The sequence below is a fragment of the Candidatus Nealsonbacteria bacterium genome (assembly GCA_011050465.1).
Lineage (GTDB): Bacteria > Patescibacteriota > Minisyncoccia > Minisyncoccales > RBG-13-36-15 > RBG-13-36-15.
The window spans coordinates 40136-62271 of record DRFQ01000009.1 but is presented as its reverse complement, the minus strand read 5'-3'; the positions used below and the strand labels follow the sequence as shown (position 1 = coordinate 62271).

Here is a 22136-nt window from a genome sequence, read left to right as displayed (position 1 = left end):
ACCGCCTTTTCCTCCACAGGCGGACAGGTTGGCGATTTTAAAGTTCGTAAATAACGCGGCTCGGCCGGGGTGTCCCGCCCTCTAAGCAAATAGATAAACATACAGCATAGAGGGCCGGGATGAGACAAATGAAACAGTCCTTAAGGGTATATTTTGGTATCTCATTTTGGGTTAAATTTTGACTATCTTTTTTTGGACTTCGGTAGTTATAATTAGCTTAAAATCTTTAGTTATATAACAATCGATTTCGCTTCTAATTCCGAACTTATTTTTAAAATAAAGCCCAGGCTCAATAGTAAACGGAATACCTGATTTTAATTTAGCCTTACTTTTCTCCCCAAAACGGAAATATTTTCCATGACACTCGGTAATTCCCAAACTATGGCCTAAGCCGTGAAGAAAATATTTTTCTAAAGCAAATTTCTTAAAATAATTCCTTGCCGCTTCATCAACATTCTTTGTTTTGGGAAGTTTTTTGTTCTTTAAAGTTTCCTTAATAAAATTTAAAGCGACATCTTGGGCAGTAATCACTTTATTGAAAATCTTCTCAATAGCTTTTGGTATATCTGTTCCAGAATAAGCTATCCAAGTGATATCAGCGAAGGGAGCGTTTTTCTCTTTTAATTTTGCCCAAATATCGATTAAAATTAAATTATTCTTTTTGATAATTTTTGATTTTCTTTTTGGCGGAAAATAATGAACAATTGCTGTATCTTGATCAACGGCCACGATCTGAATGGGATTATTTCTATCGGTTATTAAATTTTTCTTTCTAAACTCTGAAAGAATAAATTCGTGAACATCATATTCAGAAACCTGGCCAAGGTTCCTTTTAATAAACCGAAGCGCTTCATTTTTAACCAATTCTAATTTTTTGGCTGCTATTTTATGTTTCTCAATTTCTTCGTCTGCCATATATCTTAATCCTAACAAAAAATCGTTCATCTAGCGATTTTTTTTACTTATATCCATCTCGGTCGCCCTAACGGGAAGCCCTCACGGTCGGCCTCGATACTGCGCTCAAGGTGGCCTGCACTGAGCTTGTCGAAGTGCTGCGGGGCGTGAACGCTGTTCGAACCTATTTTATGAATACCAAAGAGTATTTTGAGGTGCCGGTTTTGGCATATAATTAACATTTCAGGTAGACTTTAAACCTGCTTTGATTATAGCAGGTTTAATTTTGGCAAACTATATGATGTTGGCTTCAGATCCTAATTTACTCTAATTCCTTTTCTATATCTTTAATTTCTTTGGCAACAATTTCTTTGGCAATCTTTAGGCTATCCTCTAAGCTATCTCGAATTCTTCTTTCTTTTCCGCTTAGACCAGGCCGAGAATCGAACATTCTAATCTGTTCGTTAATTCTTTTCCTCAAAAAACTAAAGGCTTTACGGAGGGCCTTCTCCGCTTCCGTAGTTTCCGTTTTAAGTTTTTTCCTCCAGAGTAAAATTCGATACCAAGCATAAAAGATAATAACGACGGTTGCAACGATTAAAATAAATAGAGTAACCACGGTAGTTAAATATTCTATTGTTATTTTCCCAAGTTTTAAAAAAGGAGGTAAGCCAATTTCAAAAAAATATTTTTGAGTAGGGTAGCTTAATGCTTCTCTCCCGTCTTTAGCCTGAGCCCAGAAACTATATCTACCTTGGACTAAAGCTTTCTCATAAACAAATTTCCAATCTCCTTGAGAATCAGTCTTAACTTCTTCTAAAATTGGCACCTTCTCTTCTCTTTGAATAAAAATTATTACCGAAGTTTCAGGTAACGACCTTCCTTCAATCTCTAAAATCTCCCCAATTCTAATTCTTTCGGGATAATTCAAAATACTTGGTTCTTCAATTGGTAAAATTTCGATTTCAATCGAATCTGAACTAAAATTTCCTGCCCTATCGAATGCCTTAACTTCAATCAAATGTTTTCCTGGGGACTGTGGCGGTACTTGATAGGGTTTTTCTTTTATATCAGCTGCTGATACTGTTTCTGAATATTCCTTGCCAATTTTTACCTCATAATAACTAATTCCCGAAGTATTATCTGTAGATGTAAAAAGAAATTTTGGTCGAGGATCTAGTGGGTCATCTTTTTGGGTTTCAATCTCGAACAACTCTGGAGGAACAGTATCAATTAAAACTTTCCTGTGCGTAATTTCTCCCCAACCATATTTATTTTTAAGTTGGATATGGAAATACCACACGCCATCATCAATATCTTCAAATTTTTTAGATTCCATTATGCCATCGGAAATTGGTCCTGGGTTAGCAATGGAACTCTTATAAAGCAAGAAGCTTACCCCAGTGACATCAGACGGCAGTTTCCAGTAGAATTCAGGGTCATTATTTGAATACCATTTTTCAGAATCGGGATGGGTAGATGAAGAAACCGTTGGAGCAATCGGTACTCCAATTTTAGGCGGAATATACTCTTTTTCTTCCTCATCTTGAGAGGTAACTTCTTCTGAGTTTAGAGTATAGCTTGCAGAATCCATAGCTTCTAATATGCTTGTTCCCCTACCATCATTAGCTAATACTGAACCGGAAGAAAAAGCTAAAGATGCATTTCCAGTATTTTTTGCTTTAAAATTTATGGCAAGGATTTTCCCGGTTAATCCTATAAAGCCGGGGTTCAACACTATACCCTCAAAATTAATTGTGCCGATACTGTTGGAAAAAATTGGTTCCTGTACCCATAAGCTAAAGATAGATTCGCTTTTAGAAATAGAAATAACATTTAATTTGTCTTTAGGAAAAGAGACGACACCAGAAGCCGCATTCATTGTTTGGTCAGTACTCGAAACATACACAATAACAGAAAAAATCTGGCCAACATTATAAGAATCAACGGAAGGATAAAAATACAGATCTGCCGCTAATACAAAATTAGGCAGTGTCAAATTAATAATCGTTAAAACCATACCCAATAAAAAAATGAAGCCTAAGCCAAATTTTTCAGTGCTTTTATTGGGTTTATAATGATGCCCTTGTTCTATATTTATTTTCTTTTTCTTAGAATCCGCCATAGCATATAGATAACGACGAAGCCTACTATGATTATAATATAAACGAAATAATTTTCATACCATTTTAGCGAATTTTGAGGATGCAATGTGGCAATCCTTTCGTTCCCCGCTCTGTCAATCGCCTTCACATAGATATAGCTTTTGAGTTTTTGATCCCGCAAAACGTACGGACTCTCTCCACCTTGCCATTCTTCTTTTTTTATTAAGCCTTGCAGAGAACCGCGCTGACTAGCTTCTAAGATTTCGTAATGATCTATCCCTGCTCCTTTATCTTGAGCAGTAAATACTAAAAAATACTTTCCATCAAATATTTCTGAGTCTTGAGCAATAGTTAGCTCAAATGGTTCTGGCGAATCGCTATCTACAATCTCAGGAATTGAAATTTCAGAAGGTGACATTTGCCCAGATATAAGAAATTGCAAATCAGAAGTTGTTACCGTCGCCTCTGTGCCCTTTCCGTCATTAAGTAATGTTTTGGCGCTATGAATCTCAATTATGCCCCTACCTTCTTTTTTCGATTCAAAGATAATAGAAAAAATTAAACCCCTCTCTCCTATATAACCGCCGGGAGTAATTCCTGAAAAAATAACTTGTCCCGCAGATTCAACTCTTGCCCTTTCAATCCAAAAATTAACAATAGAATTGCCGTCTCTTATTTCTTTTAATTCTAATAAATCTGCTGGAAATATAATCTTTCCTTCTATCGCATTAATATATGCTTCCTCTGTATCGAGAAAAATACTCGCTTCAAATTGAGCATCTATCTTCATTTCTTGACTCTTAGAATCTATAAAGACCCTAGCTGCAAAAACCTGCCCGGCAACAAAAAGTAGTACCGAAACTAGCAATATTATTAGGAAATAATTTGGGGTTTTTAATTTTATTGGTTTTTGCATATTGAAATATTAATCAAATGAAGTTCTTATCCTGTCCAATAAAATGCCATAATACTAAAATCCACTAAATCAATTTTGCCGTCGTTATTTAACCTCTCGGCTTCCTTTCGGGCAAATTCAGCGCTGATCGACCGTTTATACCAATAGGCCGCAATAGAAAAATCAACAAGGTTTACTCTACCGTCATTATTCAAATCGCCTTTTAAAAATTCTGGTTTTTCTTTGAAAACTGTCTTGGTTCCAACATTAAAAGTTACCGTTTTACTAAAAGAACTAATAATCCCATCTGCAGCAACTTTTGATTTGGTAAGATGTTGTCTTATCGCTAATGGACTAGTGTCGAAATTATATAAATAAATACCGTCTGCATCAGTATTAGTTTTTACAAAAATTTCCTCTTCTGAATTAATAGAAATAGTAATTTCGCCTTGAGGCGCGCTCTGCCCGAAAATAGCGATATTGTCGCCTCGCTTCACTTCGCTTTTATCAACATCAATTGTGGGTGCAAGAAAAATACCACTGATAGTTGTAATGGCACCTCTGGTAACAAATACTGGAAATGTAAATAAACTAGAGCGTCTTTGTTTATTATCCTCACCATAAACCGAAAATATATAATTACCGGAAGACAAACCGGATAATGAAATATAAAAATTTGCATCAGGACCTGCTATGGTGGTTATTGCTACTTGGCCGTCCTTTAAAACGGTAACTTTGCTTAGTGGATAGGCCCTACCACTAAAATTTACTGCAGTTTGCGGCGGAGGCGGAATATAGGCTCCTCCGCCACCTCCTCCGCCTGAGCTACAACCAAAAGTATTAAAAGTACAATTATCGTTACAACTTAAAGTGCCACCAGTAAAACCACGGCTCACACAAGTTTCCCCATTTAAATCAGAGCCATCGCATTGTTCATCTCCTCCTTTAACGTCATTACCGCAATCTTCTACGGTGGCTGAAATAGTAACAGTTTCTTCAGCAGCGTGAATATGGAAAAAAGATGTTACACCTAAGAAAATGAGAATAATTATTAGCGATAAAAAGTAATTGATAAAAGGCTTCATTCATCTTTTAATACTTCGTTTTACTTGGCTTCTTTTGTTTTTACGAAGGTTTGTTTTTATTTTCTTCCTCGCTTTGGTTGTGTTGATTTCTTTAGGTACTTGCATCTGTACGGCCCTTGCGATAATCCATTGGTTATATCTCTTTATTGCTATTTTACTAAGAAGACCAACAACCATCACCACAAAAAGTATAATACTCAGAAGCTGCCAGGGAATAACAAAAAAGCTGAAGCCAGCTTCAGCTTTTTCATTTTCCGCCCCATAATTTAAGTTTAGCTGAGTAGTATATCTACCAAAATGAAAATCGCTCCATTGTCTTTTGACTGCTCCAAAAAATCCAACTTTCTCATCATCCTTTTGTGCCTGCCTCGTATTGAGCTCGCCCTCCTTCTGGGTTATATCCCAGGTCACCTGAAACTTCCGAATAGACTGGGGCAATACATTTCCCTCAGATTCGTTTGCTGGGAGAACAGCTGAGATTCTGCCAAATATATTCTTTATCGTTATCTCTCCCTCTGGCTTCACGCGGTCACCCCCACCGTTTTGAAAACGGTAGGTAAGCGTTATGGGTAACGAACTGAAAAAGCTTTGTTTATCTTGAGCGTTAAATTCTAGAAGTCCTCCTTCCTCTTCTATTTCTCCGCTTACGCGGAGCAATATGAGAACACCGAGTTTAACCCCAATAGAAACCCCTCCTTCCTCTTCTGCTCGGGGAGGAGAAGTGCTCCAGAAAATGGCTGCAAAGTGGCCTCCGGGGTCAGCGTCCTGGGGTACTATAATGGTGTAGGGAACTTCTTTTTTCTCTCCTTGCTCTATGGTTACTTGAGAAGCAGTTTCAATCCACGTTGCCAGTCCTTCTGCGCTTTCAATAAATGTTGGTGTGCCTGTTTCTCCCAGAGCTTCAAAATTTTCAAGAGAAGAATAAAAAGTTCTGGTTCCTTCCTGTTCATTAATAAGCAAAATCACGCCTTTCACGTTTGCTCCGGGGTCGGCAGCAAGTTCCACCCGCACCGGGGAAACGGTGAGAGCCTGTGCTCCTTGAGGTAAAAGCATTACCCCAATAGCCAAAAAAAAGCCAATGAGTACCCAAAATTTCATGATGTTATGCTATCACGCCAGCACGGCATCGAGCAAGAGAGCTCCTAGAAGTTCCCGGTTGCAATGTAGGTTATGTTGGAAGTGTAGTCGATGTGGGCCTCGGTGTTTGCGGCAATGTTGGTTATGTAGTAGACAGAGATTGTTTCTGCGGCGGTTTGAATAGTTTCAGAGACAAGTGTGGCAGTGGTGCTTTCAACAAACTTGAAGTTGTTGGAGGCCTGCTCATATCCAGAAGCAATAGTCGCGTTGTCGCTCACGGTAACCCCAATGGCAAACTCCTCTGAGCCGGGAGTTCCGTCCGCATCTCCGGTAATGGTGGTGTTGCCGCTATCGGAAATTTTATCTGAACCAGACGTGAGCGCGGTACCGTTGTAAGTAACACTGTAGCCGGATGTACTGTTGGTACCTACGGTCATGGTGTGGCCAACGACTGACGAAGTGCTTCCGTCTGCGGTATTATCTGCCCATTTTGCTGCCCCAGCGCCCAAGGTGCCAAAAAAGATATCATTATCATCAACGGTAAACGTTAGAGAAGCAACGACCGTGGCAGTTGTCACTACTATATCGTCAGCTATGAGCGTTACCACTATGGTACCGGTGTCGTTAAAGGTACCCAAAATGTCTATATTCTTGCTGCCCGCAGTGCTGTTGGTAATCTGGTTTGATCCTCCACTAGCATTGGTACCAATCTGTATCTGCACACAGGCGTTAGTTGCAATAGCAGCGGCTCCCACGCCGTCTGTTGGGGCAGTGAAGGTAAGGATATCGTTTGTGGTGTCAAAGTCCAGTTGCCAATCGGTGGCGGTAGCGGAAGCTGCAAGTGTCTCCTCGTTGCTGAATGTTGGAGCGTCGCAGTCGCTCTGGGCACCGGCTGAGTGCGCCAAATCCACGTCACCAATCGCTAAGCTGCTGGTATTCCACGAGGTATCGGTAGCTCCAATGTCAATGATGATGGTGTCTGTGGACTCATCAGCTCCCGTTGGCGTGCGGAATATAATCTCATGGTCAGTTACGGTACTTGCCTTCACGGTAGTGAGAGTGTCTCTCATGTTCAGCAAGGTAGCTGCCCTTGCAATCTGCACGGGCGGCGCTATCAACAACACCAGCACTGCGACAATAAGCCCCAAGCTGGTAAGGACTTTTTTTATATCTATGTTTCTTCTTATAAAATATAGTTGGTTCATTGGCAGTTTTTGTATTCCTTATCGACCAAGGGAAAGGAATAGTTATATTGGCTGATACGAAACGTAACCTTTTTATGGTTTTTATTTATTATAACAGAATACCAGTATCAAGCAACAACATCAATAAGCTGGTTGTGGAAAACCTATAAACTAAAAGTTTCCGGTTGCAACGTAGGTTAGGCTGGAAGTGTAGTCGGTGTGGGCCTCGGTGTTTGCGGTAATGTTTGCTGCATAGTAGAGCGAATATGTGGTGCTCACGTCATCGCCGTCTGCGTCTGTTGCAATCACATCCGGAAAGTTACCAGTAATGAGGGCATAGCTGTCAGCTGGACTATTGTCATAATCAGCATCAACCGTACCGTTTCCGCCAGAAGCCGTAATGCGCAGACCAAACTCTTCTTGCCCGGTGGTAAGAATAGCTTCAGAAGCCATGGCAATAATGGTATCACCACCCGAAGTAAGCGTGGTTCCGTTTACGGTTATGGTGTATCCGTTGGTGACGTTTGTTGAGGCGGCGAGCGTATGGGCAACCACTGCTGTAGTGCTTCCGTCTGCGGTATTATCTGCCCATTTAGACGCCGAAGCGCTCAAATCACCAAAGAATATATCGTTGTCGGAAATACTAAAGGTTAAAGTTGCGCCGCCGGTTGTCGTTAAAGGAGAGCTGGCGTTCGTAAATCCTGTATTCCAGTTTCCGTTATCATCCTTCTCAAAATGTTTATATGAATATTGCGTACCGACAGACAAAGCGGTAGTGCTACACTCATCTGCACCAGAACCATCAACCCCGCTGTAGGCCGTAGAAGAAGTACCGGTATTCTCTACACAAGCCACCTTTGCTCCGCCAATGGTATCATCAAGACTATAATTAGTACCTTCTGCTGGCACATCGGCCCCAGGAAGGGAGGCTTGCCACCGCAGTACGATTGAGCGATTGTAATCGGTACTGTTGGAAGTCGTCCAGTTGATTGTTATTTCAGTATCTGAAGTAACACTACCACTTGTGGATGTGGCGTTATTGGGCGATAAGTTGTCAATGGTTATCATGGCACTGCCGGTATCTGTTCCTGCCTGGGTGTTGGTACTGGTAAAAGCGGTAATGGTTCCGGTTATAGCATATTCTGCTCCCTGGGGAGCTGGCATGTTGGCGTGAGTTTCTGGAGTGATTCTGACCTTAAACTGCGTTGATGAAGCTGTAACCGGTATTGGTGTGCCACCGCTAAAATTGAGTGTGTCACTTGAGGGACTGGAAATTGCGGAAAAATATGTCGTTAATCCATTATCGTTTGTAATCCGCACCTCGCTCAAATTATCTGAATCACCTGCCCCAAGAGTAACGGTTACGGCAGTAATGGAATCAGTGCCGGTGTTGGTAACGAAAGTGACTGCATCAAGATCAGTAATCCCGCTTTCCGGTGCAACCGTTGAATCACTGGGGTCAGTACCATCACCAATGGTAGTAGTTGCGATAATAGAAGCAAGCCCAGATATCTGAATGATAAGCCAGGAAGTTGAGGAGTCCTCTCTAACTGTAACAACATTTTTAAGTATTGTTTCAAATAAATATACAAAAGTTCCACCCACCCAATTAGTAGAATCATATTTGTTCATAAATCCTTGTTCCGTATATGCTGAATCGTTCACGCTTAACTCAACATCAAAATCATTAGTAGATAATGTTAAACCACTGCTTCTCAACCGCGTATAACTGCCACTACCAGTACTTTGCTTACTACCAGAGATGGCAGCACCTCCTGAAATAGTTAATTGAGCATAAACAGTTACCACATCACCTCCGAGACTTACCAACGTATTATTATACTGATGCACCGTCTCCAGTTTATCTATACCCCCTGAAATACTCTGTTCAATAACAATTTTAGCATTAGCAATATAGGCGGCGTCAGAACCGCTTGAAGAATAAATGCGCACTTCATATTCATCATCATTGGTTATATCCCAGTTGTCTGACGAGTTCAAAGCACTTGCGCCACGAACTCGCGTCCAACTAGTGCTATTCACAGAAATAGTACTATTACCAACTACTGCGCTATTGGTGCGGTTATAAAGCTCTGCGTATGCGGTAGATGTTGTACCCGGTTCATACGTTACTTGAATATCGACTTGCGCCGCGTGGATAACATCGGCTCCTCCCTGTCTGTCACCGAACACATTAACATCAAGGTTTTCTACATCGCTCCATCCCCAAGTGCCCGGAGCATTTGTATCGCTTGTAATGTCAAAATAAGGGCTCCAGGCGGCAACCCCGGTTTCACAGCTATTCCCGTCGGGAACCGCCGACCAAGTGTGCCCGTCTCCCTGCGATGAACCGGAAAAATACGGGGTTAAGGTAATCCATCCGTTATCAGCGTTATCTTGGCAAGCATAAACTCTTAATTCCACTTTTGTGATTGTCTCGCTTTTTGCACCGCATGTGGCGTCGCACGTGCTTGCGGTGTTGCGTTGATTTTCATCGGAGCCGCCGGTTACCGCGAAGTTGCTCGTTGAACCGTCAACCATCTGCGCTGGGGCGTTGGTCCAGGCGGTACCGCTGTCGTAGGCGTTGAAATAATAAGCGGCAGCGGAGAGTATTGCTGAAGCTTTAAGAGACGCCTCAAAATAAGCGTTAATGTCTGTCCCGTATGTTCCTGAAAACATATCCTTGTCAAACATATAATAATTTGGGTTTGCAAGGGTGCTCGGACTTCCTGAGGTTGCCGTCGTAGACTGATTATCCCCAGCTTCAATTTGAGTAACGGTATCTGTAATTTTTGTGCCGTCGGACTGGACAATTATGAGGCGGGCGGCTTTGAGCGAAACCCAATCATTCACGGCTTTTACCCTTACAGAATAATCGGTATTGCTCTGCAAATTGGGGAGCGTACCCAAAGTAAGGGCGCTAGATCTTACTCTTGTATAATTACCAGCGCTAGAATGGGTTACTTCACTATTTGCAACTTGTGTTCCGTCAGAGCTAAAAAGAGCTACCTTGACAGTATCGGTCTCGGCAAACACCATTGCTACTGCTTCAAAATAAACCACAGCGCCAGGATATTTGGCACTATCCCAACGGATCAGGCCAAGACTATTATCGGTTGGCTTATAAGAACCCAGCACCTCCGACTCATACTCCTGGTCAATAATATTTATCTGCTGCTCAATTGTTCTTGTTGTAGCATGTACGTCTTCAACTTTTGGAGGAAAAGGAGGATCGTGCCACACTTGTGGCCAGCCAGAAAAAATCCAACCCGCCACCATCAAAAGGATAAGGCAAATCGCCAAAAAATTCCCTAATTTATTTTTAACAATTTTAGCCATTATTTCATTTTACCAAACTAAAAACAGAAACAAAACCCCGAGGCTGTACGCCTCAGACAAAGGGCCTCTCGGTCGGCCTCGATACTGCGCTGACTGTTGCTGCGGGGCTGCGACTCGAACCGCCTCGGTCTAGTACCGTGACGGCACCTGGACTCGAACCAATTTTGTACGGGAATCGGTCTCCCTCGATACTGAGTTGTGCTTGGCTGGGACGATTTTCGGAGAATTATTTCGGACCAATAAAATACCGTAACCTATACTAAAAAAGTTAAACAACAGTTTTATAGTGCTCAATCAGCCCTAGCATTTGATTTTTTCCTTCCTTAGAAATATTCAATTTGTTAAGGCAATTTTGAGATTCCACTGCATATTTGGAAATTAATTCTATCGCCTTGTCTTTTGCTCCACAATTTAGCAAGATATTTGTAACTCTTTCTAATTGGTCTTGAGGTATTTTTTTATTTCCAAAATTTTCTTTAAGAAAATCTCGTTCCTGTTCGCTTGCGAGTTCTAGCGCCACAAAATATGGATGAGTTATTTTCCCTTGTCTAAAATCTCTATATTTGGCCTTTATATTGAAATCGGTCTTATTAATAAAATAGTCAGAGTAGTCATCGACAAGTTGGTAAAGTATTCCGAACTGAACGGCAAATTTTTCTATTAGTTTAACTTCTCTATTATTTAAATCAAGTAGAATCGCAGCCATTTTCATAGGAATTATCGTCGAGTATGAAGAGGATTTAAGCATGCAGGTGGTTATTAACCGATCTAATGTAAAATCATCAATCAATAATTCAATATTAAGAGTATCCATTTGTTGTCCAGCCAACAGGTCAATGTTGCAGTTAGTTAAGAGCTTGCATAATTGTTTTTTCTCCCTATCATCAAGAGAATCGATACTTAATAAGTTCTTGTATGCGAGTGAGTGTCCAATATCACCCGCTATTATTGCCATTCCTTCTGCAAGTCTTAATCTGTCCGAATCATTTTCTAGTGAGGTAAAATCTTTGAGGTATTGCCCGGTTATGTTTAGCACCCCATAACGCTCTAGGTCATTATCAATGATATCATCGTGAATCAATATATAATTATGTAGAAGCTCTGAAGAAAGGGCAACTCGTAGTAATTTATCGAAATCTTTTCCACCATATGAAGAGTAGGTTAAGAAAGCGACATAAGGGCGAAATCGTTTCCCACCTGCTAGAGTTAAAGACTTCATCCTTTCCAATAGTTTTGTAAATTGCGGGGTTGGTGCGATTTGTATTTCATCAGAGTAGAATTGCTCTAATTGACCTTCCAACTTTTTTCTAAAAGTTAATTTGTCCATTTACATAAATTATATTAAAGAATTGAAAGTTTAAAATCCGAAGAAATCCGTAGAAATGCTCTGGCGCTACTACTCGAACTGCTCCTTTTTTGTTCGTAGAGTTCTATTCCTAGACGGGTACGGGTTTAGGACGTCCTAGACCCGTCAAGAAAATAGCTTCAAAATAGGCCTCTCGGTCGGCCTCGATACTGCGCTGACTGGTGCTGGGGGGCTGCGACTCGAACCGCCTCGGTCTAGTACCGCGACGGCACCTGGACTCGAACCAATTTTGTACGGGAATCGGTCGCCCTCGATACCGAGTTGTGCTTGGCTGCGGGGCTTGGACGACGTTAGAACCATTAGCTGGGCAGAATTAGTTCAATATCCGGAGCTTGTGTTGAAACAATCAAGGGAATTGTTGGGTGTTTAGTAACAAAAAGGCGGTTTGACTTGATGTCGCACCGCTTTTAGGATAAGCTCGCGTAATTTTCTATTTGTTAATCTACATATTTAATTGGAGGACAGGCATTCTTGAGTCTTGTCGCGGTCGTTTCTCTGATGGCTTTGCCAATTGTGCTTCTCCAACCCCTGGAAAAAACAGTAAGTAGCAAGGCTAGAATCAGAATGAGGCCGATTAGTGAGGCAACAGCGAGACCTGTTATCTTACCAATGTCAGTTCCCAAAGACTGATTGAAAGCAGAGAGGTAGATAATCGCGCCTAGGACGCTAATAGCTATTGCTATCTCCCAAGGGGCGAATCTTTGATAAGTCTTCCCGTTGAATTTATAATTGTAGCACATCCTGTCTTTGGTATATTTGTTTTTGTCTTCTTTGCGGATAAAATGGTAGCCGAGAAACCAGACTATGGGAACTACTATCCCAAAGAGCACGATGCTTCCGAATATCAAGATTAAAGTTCCACCAATTAACCTACCCCAAAGAAAGTTGCAGGCATTCTTGGTGTTTTCAACGTTTGTATCAGTAATAAAGCTTCCCCAAAGCCATTTTGTGTATCTATAAAGGAACGAGCTTCTCTTTATTGTTTGAGGCTTCATCATTTAACCCTCCTTACCTCTTTGTTGGAAATGATGCTAAGAATAATCTATCAATTTGCCGCAAATAAGTCAAGCCCAAGGCAACTCTCGGACGAATATCAAAAAACCGCCTTCTTGGCGATTTTTATTGCCTTATGCTTAATTAGTCTCCCCTACTTGCTAATTTCTTTGGTTCAATCATAAACACATATGATTTCACTTTAGACGAAGGTTTATGTTTTATTCTTTTGGGAATTACGCAACCTTCTCCTTTATTTAGTATCATATTCCCTAATTCTGTCTCAATTAAAATTTTACCCTGATAAACATAGAAAAATTCATCTTCCTTATCGTGCTTATGCCAATGATATTCTCCTTTGAATAACGCTATTCTTAATGTATAGTTGTTAAAATCAACTACATCAATAGGCTTCCAAGATTTCTTAATTTTTCTAATAATCTTACTAATTTTAAATTTCTTCATATTTTTTATTTAATTAAAACTCGTATTTCCAGTATGGCTGCCATTTAAATGGCACGCTTAAGCAATCTTCAAGGGTTTTACCGCCAGCAAGCGTATCTAAACCGAATTGGGTAGCACGATGACCAACAACTAAAACTGTCTTTTCTGGATGGTTTTCTTTTAGCTCTTTATAAAACTCGTGAATTCTAACCATTGCCAACTCATAACTTTCTCCATTAGGAAAGGACTCTTTTATCCTTTCTTTTTTCATATAACCTACAACTTCGCTTGGCTTGCCATTGAGATCACCGTAATTAAGCTCTCTTAGCCTTTTATCTGCAATAACGGGATATTTGTCATTAAACGCTATTTTCACTGTATCTACAGCCCTTTTTAAATCTGAACAACAGATTAAATCTATCTTTATATCTTTAAACCTCTCGCCTAATTCTTTTGCTTGTTGGATACCCAATTCAGACAACTCAACATCTTTCCAGCCAGAAGCAATTTCAGCTTCATTATCTTTTGATGTTGCGTGAGCAGCGAAATATATTTTCATATTTTATGCTTGGTAAAAATATATATTCCCCTTTCTTCTCCGTCAAACTTCTTGCTCATTCCTTTAATGAGCCTATCTAAGTCAACTTCCCAGAATTTTTTTGAAAGAAAACGAGGGTCACCAACAATAACTTTCGGCTTCTTGCTTAAAATAATTTCACTAATCAATAATGCGTGTCCATATTTCTCTTTAGGTTCTATTATTGACATATAAGTAACCGGCATTAAATCATTGCCCTTTTTCAGGCTTTCTATAATCAACTTTGCCGCGTCTTTAATTTCTGAATAAAAAACCTTCTTGGCCCGTAACGGAATTCTGTGTTTTTTGAAAAACCTGTTCATTTTTGAACCATCTGTTTCATTAGTTCCCCAGCCTCTTTTTGGAGTTTTCTTTCCTACTTTTACCTTACTAATAAATAAATTCTTGTGTTTTTTAGGCACCATTAAACCTAATGCATTTCCTATTGTTTCTTGGTCAACTAATTTCAAACCCCTTCTTAACAAAATCCACTGAATAGCACAAGGCACGCAACATAATTTCTGTTGAGTTAAGGGAATATATGGTGGGTTAATTTTTACTCGTTTCATTTTTCTATTCTATCAAAAAACCGCCTTCTCCTCCAGAGGCGGACAGGTTGGCGATTTTGAGGCCTCTCGGTCGGCCTCGATACTGCGCTGACTGTTGCTGACATCCTTAGTCTAGAACCTGTGTTTTAAGGGGAAATTAGGGGGTTTGAGGCGTGTCTCATTGACGCGTCTCGGTCAGGGACGAATTTATCCAGTCACCAATAATGTTAAATCTTTTGATGGTCCAGAATAACCATCCCCCTTGACTACATATCTAAGTAAGTATTTTCCTGGAATTGTTGGCATTTTAAGTTTTAGAGTCCTTGGAATATATTGACCTATACTTAAATCACCAAGATCAACTTTAACTGTTCGGATGTTTGGTGGGTTATAGTCTGCCGATTGCCTCCAACTACTAGTTTCGGGAGGATCAATTAACTCTAAGCCATCAGCGACATAAAACCATACAGATGCGTTTCTTAGAAGAGAGCCTTTTATTAGCTCCGTCCTTAGAAAAATATTTAATTCTGTTGACGGCGCTATATTTAACGGAAAAGCTATATCTTTAAACTCTACAGAAACCTCTTCTTTTGTGCTTTGATAATATTCTTCCAGCGCATCTTTAAAAGCTGTTTTTATATGCCTAAAGTATTCTCCAGATTTTTTCTTGGTGGTTGTCTGTTGTACGAGTTGAAGACTTTTATAAATTTTTATAAAACCGTATAAAAATAAAAGTGTTTGTGAAAAGAAAATTAAATAATAAGATATATCAAAATTTCCCGATAGATTTCTAAGCGGGTCAATTAAAATAGAGAGTAGAAAAGAAAAACAAGGATATACAACAGTATTTCTAAGATCAATAGCGCTATATTTAATTTTTATATCCCTAATTTTCTTTTCAGTTTGCTGCCGTCTACTTTGTAATCGTGTTAAATTTTCATCAAGTTTGTCGGTGATATATCCCTTCCTTTTAGTTTCTTCTAAGGCTGTTTCCACCTCTGTTATATCTTTTTGTATGGTGATTTTATCATTGTCTCTGGCAGCTTTTTCCTCTTGTTGCGCATGTCCAATAGCGTCGCCCAACAAGGTAACGCTAAACACAAAAACCATTGGCGAAATAGCCAGAAAGACAAGGTCCAGATTAACTATTAAATTGGATAGTTGATCAATCATTATATTGCTGGCTCAGGACTCAAATCGAACAAGTCTCGGTCACTTGACTTAGCATAGGATGGCTGTGTACCTCAGTTCTGAACCCCAGTTTTAAGGGTGTTTTGGGCGATTTTGGCCGTGTTCCATTTAGGCGTCTCGGTCGGGGCTTTTTAAGCTAAAATGGGACAAATGGGACACAGAAAGGGGGTGTTCCATTTGGGATAGTATGACGTACCATTTTAAAAACGACCTGAGGAAATTCTATTTATAACCCCTACGCCTCATTTTTTCATTAATACTCGTTTTTTCGCCTGGTATTCTGACGGTTGCAACTTTTCTACCATAAGATGTGCCCTCAACTTTAACAATAAGCTTTTCGCCTTCAATAAGTTCTTTTAAGGTTTCTTTGGCCTTTTGATACCCCCGCTCTCTTTTTTCGGGAGCATCAACATTAGCTAAGCGGTAAAATCCACCCCTTGTGCCCTGAAAGGTGTCACCATCTGTTATTTTTTTAACTTTAATTTTTGTCATAATATTTTTGATTATTTCTCAATTAATTCTTCGACTTTTTGTTTGGCTTGTTCTAATGATTCTTTTGCTTTTTTGCGAGCTTCGTGGGATTGGCGAACCAAATCAGCAATTTTTTGCTGGGTAGATTTAGGTAAAATTGGAATTGAACAATTTTTAATTTGTTCTGGTCGCCAGTGGATAATTACTGAACCACCGGTATCTCGTTCTACTTGTGATTGACCAACAATAGAATTTATCACTAAAGCTAAATATTCTGGTTCGATTTTTGTTTCGGGTTTTAATCTTAAAATTCCGCCGGCAATTATTCCCTCAATTGATTCTTTTAATAAATAAGCCATGCCCGGAGTTGCATCTTTAGTTAGTAAAATTTCTCCTGCTTTTGGCTCAAAATCTTTTTTTAGTTTCTGATATAATTCTTCGCTTAAATATTTCTGATCCTTATCAATAATCCCCTGTTTTGAAAGATTGCTCACTCGAACAAATAACTTTCCCTCTTTTTGATATTTCTCACTTCCTATCTCAATCCCCTTTTTTATTGAAACTAAATCAGCAAGTTTTTTTATATTTTGGTTTTTAATTTTTGATATTAATTTCTCGTGTTTCGGCTGAAAGTACTCGGCATCAATACGGTTAACTAATTTTAAATCTGAAAGATTAACAACATAAGACAAATCATCCCCGACTTCAAAATCTTTTAAACCCAATTCTTCTAAAAGTAAATCTTCAGCTTGAGAATAAAATAATTTAGTATTTTCATATTCCTCCTTTGCCTTCGAGACCAACGAACCAATCAATTCCTGTTGTTGTTTTGGTGGAATAAATACTGGCAATAATCTCAAATCATCAATATTAAGTCCTGTCTGAACTGCGCCGCGTACATTACGGCCTAATAATTTTCGACCATAAAGCGAATTAAGATAACTAATAAAATAGTAAGGATTTATCGATTCGCTACGAAAAACTGTACTCTTACAGCTAAAAATTGCTGGAGGAACAGAATTATCAATAATAGCAGCATTTCCAAGCGTTCCAACAACTGAAATTAAAATATCATTTTCTTTTAATGAATATTTTTTAAGTCTTTCAAAGTCTTTTTGGGGTATATATACGTTATCATCGTCAGAAAGGAAAAATTCTTTAACGTCTTTTCCACGAACATACCGATATTTCCCGTTTAAAACATAGTTTTCAACATTAAATTCTGAGCCAAAGGGTCCCGTAATAAAGTTTCCTTTAATATCTTTCCAGAATTTATATGATTCGGTTTTACACAATCTATTTTTTAACTCTAAATATTCCGGTTGATAATATTCCGCATCAAGACGCAAACCGCCTTCTAGTTGTGATTTTTGGATTATGAGATGAGTAACCATAAGTAGTTATTTATTCTTTCCACGAGCAACTTTTTTAGCTAAACTTTCTAATGCCTGTTTTGTTATATTAATCTCAGAAATTTTTGAAATATCTTTTACGCTATCAAAATATTGATCCCAATTATCAAAAATAACTTCCCATAGACTCTCTTTCTCTTTTCGGGTAATTTCGGTATTATAGTTATTCTTGTACCATTCCTTAATTTTTCCCCAACGAGGATGACAAAAGTTTTTCTTAGTTAATTTAGACCGATTCTTTTTAAAATATTCCTTGCATGATTTCTCCCATAATCTTTCAGGGACTAAATCCTCAATCGTTTTATAATTATTCTGATCAACTATTTCATCTAAGGAAAATAGAAGATTTCTAAATCTCTTAGATTTACGATCTTGAGAGAACCGTTTTTTACTAACATCATCGCCATCATAAAGGCCGATGGCATGCAAATTAGCTTGTAGTAATTCATCAACCCTTTTTTTAATTGTGGTAAATCCACGCGAATCAAAGATAGCTATCTTATTTAAATTAATAATCGGTTTCTTTTCTAAATAAGACGCTATTTCATTAAGTCTTCTTCCTATATCTAATAATAAAAACTGGTCGGTATAACCCTCTACGACAATATTAAAGTCATTGGCTTGTCCCACATCTGCCAGTGAATACCCAAGTGAATGCCGAAGTAATTCATCGTTCTTTACATCATATTTAGTAGGTTGCTTAATTTCAGGGTCTCCATTTTTTCTTTGTAAAAATTTTACTTTTGACCAAGAATTACGATCAATTAAAAATGGAGATTGGGTTGCAAAAATCACTTGATTTTTTAAAGCAATTTCTGTAAAACGCTCTCGTAACTCTTTTTGACCACCGGGGTGTAATTTCTCACCCGGTTGATCAAATAAAATAATCTTATTTTGCAACTCACCTCTTGATCTAAAATCAAGCAAAAAGGAAAGAAACCATTTTAAACCATCGCTTCTTACGCTTGGAGGAGTTCTGCGACCTCCTTCGTATATATCAAATCTCAATTTATCTGTTTGATAAAAAAGTTGTAGTTCTATATTGCTTTGCTTCCATGTTTTTTTGATAATTTTGTTAAGCGACTTACTAACATCATCAAGATATTTTTGAATCTCATGATCTTTACCTTTAAAACTAGATAAGGCAGTATTAAAATCTGTTAGATTTCCTTCGGAGCAAGCAATTAAAAATAAATTTTTAACTGGTAAAAAGTTATCTGGCGCTGTTAAAAATTTATCCCAGAATACATGGTCTGGAAGATAATGTTTATCTTGGTCATATTCCCAGTATTCTATTTCTGGAAGAAAATCTTTAAAAATTTTATCTATAACATCTGAGTCTATTTCTTCAGTCGTAAGTTTCGTTATTTTATTCTCTCTAGCTAGTTTCGCTATAGCAAATTTATTATCATTATCCCCAAAAATTTTTTCGTTTTGTTGTAATTCTATCTCTTTTCCTTTGCGAGCCTTAAATTTCATGGGCTGACCACTAGTATTCTTCCATTGATTTCTATATTCAATTTCCCTTAATGAAAAACGTTGATCTGATAACATTAATTCATTTGTTTCACCACTTACGATTAAACAAATCAGATTTTTATCCCTGAAATTTTTAATACTTTGTTTAAAATATCCGAACAGGTCTTTACTTTTAAGTTCAAAAAAATACCTAAGTAATGGCATTTCGTTTCTTGATGCCCTAATACTGCCCATTTTCGTGTCATTTTCATTAAAATCCTCGGATAACAATTGTATGGCTCTAATTATATTACTCTTCCCGCTCTCATTTGCTCCAACTAAAGTAGTAATAGGCTCAAAAATTAGTCTTGAGCCATTTTTTATATTTCTGTAATCTTCGAATTCAATTGCTTTAAGAAATAATTTCATAATTTCTATTCCCAAAAACTAAATTTTTGTTTTTTGGCAAAATCAACAAATGCTTCGGCGATCTCACCGAGGTCGTGGTCTAAAACTTTACGGCCTTTGGCATCGTGAATATAATTTCCTTTATCATCTTTTTTATACACATAATCTCCGGAATTATCTTTGCCTGGCTTTTTTGAAACCGCCATAAAAATTTGATAATTTTTAGGTGGTTTTTCTTTTTCATTCCATTTTTGTAAAAATAAAATAGAAGTTTTGGTTCCAGCATGAGGTTTAAATGTGTTAACATGGAGTCCGACTACGGCTAAAATCCTTGCTTTACTAAGAACATATTCTCGGACAAACTCCATATTAGTATTATTTAAGACGCCTTGCGGCAAGACGATTGCCATTCGGCCGCCAGGACGAATGACGTCAAGAGAACGCTCAATAAAAAGAATGTGCCTCTCAACATTATTCTTTAATTTGCCATCTTTTTTAGCAAGTTCATATTGGCGCAACAATCCTGACTCGGGATTTTCTCCGGCAAAAGGCGGATTGGTCAATAAAATGTCAAAATTCAAATACCTATAAGTAAGTTGATTTTCTTTTGCTTCAGATGGATTTTCCAATTTTAATAAAAGCGGCTTCAACGCTACTCGTGCCTCCTCGCTTTCTACTCCTTGCCAGTCCCGAGCATCAAGTGAATCACGTTTAAAAATATGATGTCTACCATCACCTGCAATAAGCATTAAAGCCTGGGAAATACGACGCATATTCTCGTCAAAATCCAACCCAAAGAGGTACTTTGCTGCATAATCATTTTTTGCTGCCTCTGTGGTTAATTTCTCCCAAACATAATACATTGTATGTAAAAGAAAACCGCCGGAGCCACAGGCGGGATCAATAATATATTCGTCAGCTTTAGGATTCGTCATCTTTACACACATTTTGATGACATGCCGAGGTGTAAAATACTGTCCTTTTTTACCTTTTGAAACTTCCGTGATTAAATATTCAAACGCACTATCAATAATTTCCAGTTCGCCTTTCCCTAATTCAAAAAGACGAACATTTTCCAAAAATGGCACACAGATATTAAGCCTTGCTGAAGAAAGCTTAATACGATCTGACTCTTCAAAAGTATCTGGCCATTCTTTAATTGCATTTTTAAAAAGCTGGTCGTTGATCACCTCAAATGTTTTCTCGGGATCACGATATTTCCTAAAAAGCACTTCTTGGTTCTCGCGCCGCTCACGTGCCAGTTTTTCATCATAGAGTTTGGCATAAATTATTTTAAAGATTTCTTCAAAAACATTTGCTCCAGAACCAGCGAGAGCTAATTCTTCTATACGTTTGATAATTCTAACAAAATCAAATTTTGGATTTAATTCGGACCAAGTTTTTTTGATTTCAAATAAATCGTCGATGGTTTGATCGGCTCGAGGTATATCACTTAAAGAATCTTGAAACTCTTTTGGATATGGTCTATATAATATTACTCGCTCTTTACCATTTGACCAAACCCCTATTTCTGAACCTTCGGCAGAAAGATAGCTTTTAAGTTGTTCAATTCCTTTCTTTTCGGTTGGACTTTTAATCTCTAGGATAATAAACGGCGTGATTTTATCTTTTTTATAAACAACGATGTCAGCAGCTTTGGCGTGAATCTCTCGACCAAAGTGAATACTTTTTTCTGTATCTATACGATCAAAAGGATATTTATACTGAGTATTAAGTTTGTAGAGCCAAAGTTGTCGAATAATTTCTTCGGGTTTACCCTGCTTTTTTGATTCATCAAAAACAAGTTTTAGTTTTTTTGATTTAATGTCTTTAATGTAAAATTTATCTCGACTTTCCTCGGTAATTTCTAAAACTTTTTCGAAGTCAATTTCTTCGAATTCTTTTAAACCATAGGTTATTTCTGGGTCGCGAAAAATTTTATCAATTATTTCTTTGGTTTTATTGAGTTTTTTAGTTGGCATAGATTTTAATTATTTAACCGGCTTCCAATAGCCATTTTTAAAAACAGAAATAACCTTTCCTATAAGTCGACTTTCTTCGGTAAAAAGAATAATATTATATTTTGGATTTTCCGGCTTAAGATAAACATATGGTGGTGTATCTTCTGAAATAAAACGCTTGATAGTCGAGTCGTCCCCTACTTGAGCTAAGACAATATCGCGAGAGGAAAATTCTTTTTGATCCTTTACTAAAACAACATCGCCGTCTTCAATACCGGCATTAATCATTGAATCACCGGAAATTTTCAAAAGAAAAACTTCGTCCTTAAGTTTTTTAATATCCGAAGAAACTGATTGCCATTCTCCCGATATTTCTATAGCCTCAATGGGTGCTCCTGCACTTGTAATGCCTAAAAAAGCAGCAAGTGACGGTTGGCCAAGCATCCTATATCCTAAAGGCAACATTGCTAAACCTCGAGCCGAAGACTCATTTCGTTTAATAACTCCCTGTTTTTCTAATTTTACCAAAAGATCGATAATCGATTGGTTTGAGGACACATTTAATCTTTTTCTCATTTCTTCAAAGGTTGGCGGATATCCAGTGTCCTTAATATATTCGTAAATAATAGATAATAACTCTTTTTGTCTTCTGGTAATAATTTCTTTTTTTATAGTCATTATATTATAATACCCGACCATTTGGTCGGGTGTCAAGAGATTAACCTGTG

At 38.2% G+C, this 22136-nt stretch carries 18 protein-coding genes; all 18 read right to left on the bottom strand.

The window, feature by feature from the left end:
* Positions 1-171: 171 nt before the first annotated feature.
* Positions 172-945 (bottom strand): aminopeptidase P family protein, encoded by a 774-nt coding sequence (locus ENH66_02175; GenBank protein ID HDZ54486.1) that lies wholly within the window; start codon positions 943-945, stop codon positions 172-174.
* A 271-nt stretch (positions 946-1216) separates the two neighbouring features.
* Positions 1217-3019, bottom strand: coding sequence for a hypothetical protein (locus tag ENH66_02170; GenBank protein ID HDZ54485.1), 1803 nt, complete (start codon positions 3017-3019; stop codon positions 1217-1219).
* Complete coding sequence (locus tag ENH66_02165) at positions 2992-3915, bottom strand: hypothetical protein (protein ID HDZ54484.1); 924 nt, start codon at positions 3913-3915, stop codon at positions 2992-2994. Before ENH66_02165 ends, ENH66_02170 begins: the two co-directional genes overlap by 28 nt.
* Positions 3916-3941: 26 nt before the next feature.
* Positions 3942-4979, bottom strand: coding sequence for a hypothetical protein (locus tag ENH66_02160; GenBank protein ID HDZ54483.1), 1038 nt, complete (start codon positions 4977-4979; stop codon positions 3942-3944).
* Positions 4980-6077, bottom strand: a complete 1098-nt coding sequence (locus ENH66_02155) for a hypothetical protein (GenBank protein HDZ54482.1) — start codon at positions 6075-6077, stop codon at positions 4980-4982.
* Positions 6078-6121: 44 nt separating this feature from the next.
* Positions 6122-7261, bottom strand: coding sequence for a hypothetical protein (locus tag ENH66_02150; GenBank protein HDZ54481.1), 1140 nt, complete (start codon positions 7259-7261; stop codon positions 6122-6124).
* 150 nt (positions 7262-7411) lie between these two features.
* Positions 7412-10579 (bottom strand): hypothetical protein, encoded by a 3168-nt coding sequence (locus ENH66_02145; GenBank protein ID HDZ54480.1) that lies wholly within the window; start codon positions 10577-10579, stop codon positions 7412-7414.
* 268 nt (positions 10580-10847) lie between these two features.
* The gene (locus ENH66_02140; protein ID HDZ54479.1) at positions 10848-11906 is read right to left on the bottom strand and encodes a hypothetical protein; all 1059 of its coding nucleotides are present in this window, start codon (positions 11904-11906) and stop codon (positions 10848-10850) included.
* A gap of 476 nt (positions 11907-12382) precedes the next feature.
* Positions 12383-12943 carry a hypothetical protein gene (locus tag ENH66_02135; protein HDZ54478.1) on the bottom strand — a complete coding sequence of 187 codons (561 nt, stop codon included), beginning with the start codon at positions 12941-12943 and terminating at the stop codon, positions 12383-12385.
* A gap of 139 nt (positions 12944-13082) precedes the next feature.
* A complete protein-coding gene (locus ENH66_02130; GenBank protein ID HDZ54477.1) occupies positions 13083-13403 on the bottom strand; it encodes a cupin domain-containing protein in 321 nt (106 codons plus the stop codon).
* Positions 13404-13416: 13 nt separating this feature from the next.
* Positions 13417-13941 (bottom strand): histidine phosphatase family protein, encoded by a 525-nt coding sequence (locus ENH66_02125; protein ID HDZ54476.1) that lies wholly within the window; start codon positions 13939-13941, stop codon positions 13417-13419.
* Positions 13938-14528 carry a hypothetical protein gene (locus ENH66_02120; GenBank protein HDZ54475.1) on the bottom strand — a complete coding sequence of 197 codons (591 nt, stop codon included), beginning with the start codon at positions 14526-14528 and terminating at the stop codon, positions 13938-13940. The genes ENH66_02125 and ENH66_02120 overlap by 4 nt, the downstream gene beginning before the upstream one ends.
* Before the next feature lie 186 nt (positions 14529-14714).
* Positions 14715-15680 (bottom strand): hypothetical protein, encoded by a 966-nt coding sequence (locus tag ENH66_02115; GenBank protein HDZ54474.1) that lies wholly within the window; start codon positions 15678-15680, stop codon positions 14715-14717.
* 240 nt (positions 15681-15920) lie between these two features.
* The gene (locus ENH66_02110) at positions 15921-16190 is read right to left on the bottom strand and encodes a hypothetical protein (GenBank protein HDZ54473.1); all 270 of its coding nucleotides are present in this window, start codon (positions 16188-16190) and stop codon (positions 15921-15923) included.
* A gap of 11 nt (positions 16191-16201) precedes the next feature.
* On the bottom strand, positions 16202-17563 hold the full coding sequence (locus tag ENH66_02105; GenBank protein ID HDZ54472.1) for a restriction endonuclease subunit S: 1362 nt from the start codon (positions 17561-17563) through the stop codon (positions 16202-16204).
* A gap of 6 nt (positions 17564-17569) precedes the next feature.
* The gene (locus tag ENH66_02100; protein HDZ54471.1) at positions 17570-19468 is read right to left on the bottom strand and encodes a hypothetical protein; all 1899 of its coding nucleotides are present in this window, start codon (positions 19466-19468) and stop codon (positions 17570-17572) included.
* A gap of 5 nt (positions 19469-19473) precedes the next feature.
* Positions 19474-21429, bottom strand: coding sequence for an SAM-dependent methyltransferase (locus ENH66_02095; GenBank protein HDZ54470.1), 1956 nt, complete (start codon positions 21427-21429; stop codon positions 19474-19476).
* Between the two features lie 9 nt (positions 21430-21438).
* Positions 21439-22107 (bottom strand): repressor LexA, encoded by a 669-nt coding sequence (gene lexA / locus ENH66_02090; protein HDZ54469.1) that lies wholly within the window; start codon positions 22105-22107, stop codon positions 21439-21441.
* Positions 22108-22136 lie beyond the last annotated feature (29 nt).